Source organism: Chloroflexota bacterium (assembly GCA_018648225.1).
Taxonomy (GTDB): domain Bacteria; phylum Chloroflexota; class Anaerolineae; order Anaerolineales; family UBA11858; genus NIOZ-UU35.
The window spans coordinates 9,168-12,811 of the sequence record JABGRQ010000149.1 but is presented as its reverse complement, the minus strand read 5'-3'; the positions used below and the strand labels follow the sequence as shown (position 1 = coordinate 12,811).

The 3,644-nt window shown below is 56.1% G+C and carries 3 protein-coding genes; all 3 read left to right on the top strand.

All coding sequences use genetic code 11. The annotated features are described in order from the left end of the window. The first annotated feature begins 160 nt into the window (after nucleotides 1-160). Nucleotides 161-1,138: a phosphoribulokinase gene (locus HN413_14260; protein ID MBT3391559.1), complete on the top strand. Its 978-nt coding sequence runs from the start codon at nucleotides 161-163 to the stop codon at nucleotides 1,136-1,138. A gap of 51 nt (nucleotides 1,139-1,189) precedes the next feature. Beyond that, a complete protein-coding gene (gene tkt, locus HN413_14255; protein ID MBT3391558.1) occupies nucleotides 1,190-3,184 on the top strand; it encodes a transketolase in 1,995 nt (664 codons plus the stop codon). Between the two features lie 2 nt (nucleotides 3,185-3,186). Then, a partial coding sequence (rpiA, locus tag HN413_14250; protein ID MBT3391557.1) for a ribose 5-phosphate isomerase A occupies nucleotides 3,187-3,644 on the top strand: 458 nt, incomplete at its 3' end.

Genomic DNA, 3,644 nt, shown 5'->3' with positions numbered 1-3,644 from the left:
AGGGCATCACCCTTGAACAAGCGGCCAAAGAAAGCAGAGAATTGCGTGAGGCATTGGATCTCTGGGCTGAAGTGAAGTTCTAAATACGCCAAAGAATACCAGACCTGACGGGGGCTTTACAGTCCGTCAGGTCTTACGCCAAATCAATCAGGAGGAAGACATGCCATACCAGAAGACAATTCTACTGGGGGTTGTTGGCGATAGCGCGGCGGGTAAAACAACCATCTCTGCCGGTATCGCCCGCATTTTGGGTGAAAACCGCGTCACCGTCATCTGCACAGATGATTATCACCGCTACAATCGCGCCCAGCGTAAAGAGATGGGCATCAGCGCCCTGGACCCCGCCTGCAATTATATGGACATCATGGAACAGGACCTCGACAATCTTCGCCGAGGCCATGCGATTCTTAAACCGATTTATAATCATAGCACCGGGGATTTTGACCCCCCGGAGTATATCGAGCCCACCGAATTCATCATCGCCGAGGGATTGCTGGGGCTGCATAACCGCGGCCTGAGGCGCAACTTCGATGTAAAGGTTTATCTTGCCCCCGAGGAGGAGCTGCGCGTCCAATGGAAGATCAAGCGAGACACCATGAAACGTGGCTACACCCCCGAGCAAGTACGGTCTTCCCTCGAAAAACGCGTCAACGACTCGCGAAATTTCATCCAACCCCAAATGGGCGATGCCGATATTCTGGTCAAATTTCATCGTCCAGTTGGACAAGAAGAGGAAATTGGCGAACACCTCAACGTGCAGTTGATGCTGCGCCCCACGCTCCCGCATCCCAATCTGTCGGAGTTGGTGGATTGCGATGAAAATGAAAAAAACAGCAGCATTTGCACCAGCTACCAGCGCCAGGATGATTGGCTGATTGAAGCGCTTGATATCAGCGGTAAAATTCCGGATCAAAAAGCCACCGAAGTCGAAGAGCTGATCTGGACGCGGCTTCAAGAGCGTTCAGCCAAACTCAAAGAATTGTGTCCTGATCAATATGGTGCCTATACCGATGGCACAGAAACCCGAATTTCACACCCGCTGGCGCTAACCCAATTGATGATTGTATATCACATGCTTTTAGCACGCGAAGAGCTGCGAGAAGAACATCGCCATCTCGCTCAGCGCAGCACCGTGTAATTTGACGACACCACATTCGCGAAAAGTTTCCGAGATTACTGGGAGTACCTCATGAACCAAACATCCAAGCCATACGATCAAACCGACCAACTTTGCGCTACCACGCTGCGCATGTTAGCTGTCGATGCTGTACAACAGGCCAACTCGGGGCACCCTGGTCTGCCGCTTGGCGTCGCCGATATTGTTACTGTTTTGTACACACGCTTTCTCAAGCATAATCCCAACTCGCCCGTTTGGCCCGACCGAGACCGATTTGTACTCTCTGCCGGGCACGGATCCGCGCTGCTCTACGCATTGCTGCACGCTACAGGGTATCCGTTGACATTGGAAGATGTGAAAAATTTTCGTCAGTGGGGCAGCCACACCGCGGGACATCCAGAATATGACCTGCATTTAGGCATTGAACTCACCACTGGCCCGCTGGGGCAAGGCGTTTCGACCGCGGTGGGCATGGCCCTGGCCGAGCGCTGGCTGGCGGCGCGCTTCAACAAACCCGATTTCCCCATTGTGGACCACTACACTTATGTAGTGGCCTCCGACGGCGACCTGATGGAAGGCATTTCCCATGAGGCCTGCTCGCTGGCCGGGCATTTAGGGCTGAGAAAATTGATTGTCTTCTGGGATGATAACAATATCTCCATTGACGGTAATATTACCGCTTCCAGCAGCACCAATGTACCAGCCCGCTTTGAGGCCTACGGCTGGCACACCCTGAGCATGGACGGCCACGATATGCAAGCCATCGACGAAGCCATTCGCGCCGCACAGGCCGAAACCGAGCGCCCCACGCTGATCGCCTGCAAAACCCACATTGGCTACGGCAGCCCGCTGCAAGATACACCCAAAGTCCACGGCTCGCCGCTGGGCGACGATGGGCTGGCCGCGACCAAAGCGCATTTTGGCTGGCCGGTTGAACCGCGCTTCCACTTCCCCGAGGAAGCCAAACAGCGCTTTGCCGACGTCAAAACAGAGGGCGCAGCCCGTCAGACCAAGTGGGAGGCCATGCTCGGCAGCTATCGCAAAGAACACCCCGAACTGGCTGCCGCCTGGGATGCATTCACAAGTGGCGAACTCCCCGCCGAATGGCAGGCAGCGTTGCCCGATTTCACCGGCGATAAAGCCATTGCTACCCGCGTCACATCCGGTACAGTGCTGGACGCGCTCGTTCCACAAATCCCCACGATGCTGGGCGGTTCAGCCGATTTAACCGGCAGCAATAAAACCAAAGCCGCGGGAACCGAGCCTATCCAGCGCGATAACTATGGCGGCTCGTATATCTATTATGGCATCCGCGAACACGGCATGGGCGCGGTGATGAACGGGTTGGCGCTGCACGGCCTGCGCCCCTTCGGAGGCACTTTCCTGGTATTCGCCAATCACATGCTCCCGGCCATCCGGCAGGCGGCGATGATGAATATCCCCGTTGTATATGTCTTCACCCATGACAGCATTGGCCTGGGCGAAGATGGACCAACCCACCAGCCAGTGGAGACGCTGACCATGCTGCGCTCGATTCCCAACCTGGTGACTTTGCGCCCGGCGGATGGCAATGAAACCGCCCAAGCCTGGAAGATTGCGTTGCAACGGCAAGGCCCCACCGCGCTGGCACTCACCCGCCAAAATCTGCCGCAAATCACGCCCGTGGATAATGGGACAGCGCAAGGCGCGTATGTGCTCGCAGAACCCAAATGGGTTGAACCCGAAGTGGCGCTGATCGCGACAGGCTCCGAAGTTGAACTCGCTATGGATGCCAAAACAGCGCTGGCAGACGATGGCATTGCTGCCCGTGTGGTTTCAATGCCAAGTTGGGAACTCTTCGACGCTCAATCTGAAGAATACCGCCAAAGCGTACTGCCGCCCGATATGCCCCGCGTCGCCATCGAAACCGGCTCATCGCTGGCCTGGGCGCGCTACCTGGGCAATCAGGGTGTAATGATTGGCCTGGATCACTTTGGCGCCTCCGCCCCGTATGAAACGATCTATGAAAAATTTGGCTTCAGCGTTGGAAATATTGTCAAAATCACCCGCGAACTTCTAGGGAAATAAGCATGAACCTGAAACAACAAGCCGCTCGCAAGGCGCTCGAATTCGTCCAAAGCGGGATGACCCTCGGGCTGGGCAGCGGCTCCACGACTGCCTATTTTGTGGAGATGCTCGGAGAGAGTATCCGGCAAGGGCGGCTGACCCACATCAAAGGAGTCCCGACATCGCTCTCAACTGCGCAACAGGCGCGCAGCCTGGGGATTCCCCTGGTGCGATTAAGCGAGCATCCCAACCTAGACCTGGCGGTGGATGGCGCCGATGAGGTGGATCCAAACTTCAATCTGATCAAAGGATTGGGGCGCGCCCTCCTGCGGGAGAAAATCGTCGAGATACACGCACAGCACTTCATCGTCATCGTTGACGAATCGAAGCTCGTGCCCGCGCTGGGGCGACGCTTCCCGCTCCCACTGGAGTTGGTGCAATTCGAGCATGAAGTCCAGATTGCCTGGCTCAATACGCTGGG

Bases quoted from the DNA above. Each gene is read 5' to 3' on its own strand.
- HN413_14260 (MBT3391559.1), top strand. From the start codon at position 161: ATGCCATACCAGAAGACAATTCTACTGGGGGTTGTTGGCGATAGCGCG.
- tkt (MBT3391558.1), top strand. From the start codon at position 1,190: ATGAACCAAACATCCAAGCCATACGATCAAACCGACCAACTTTGCGCT.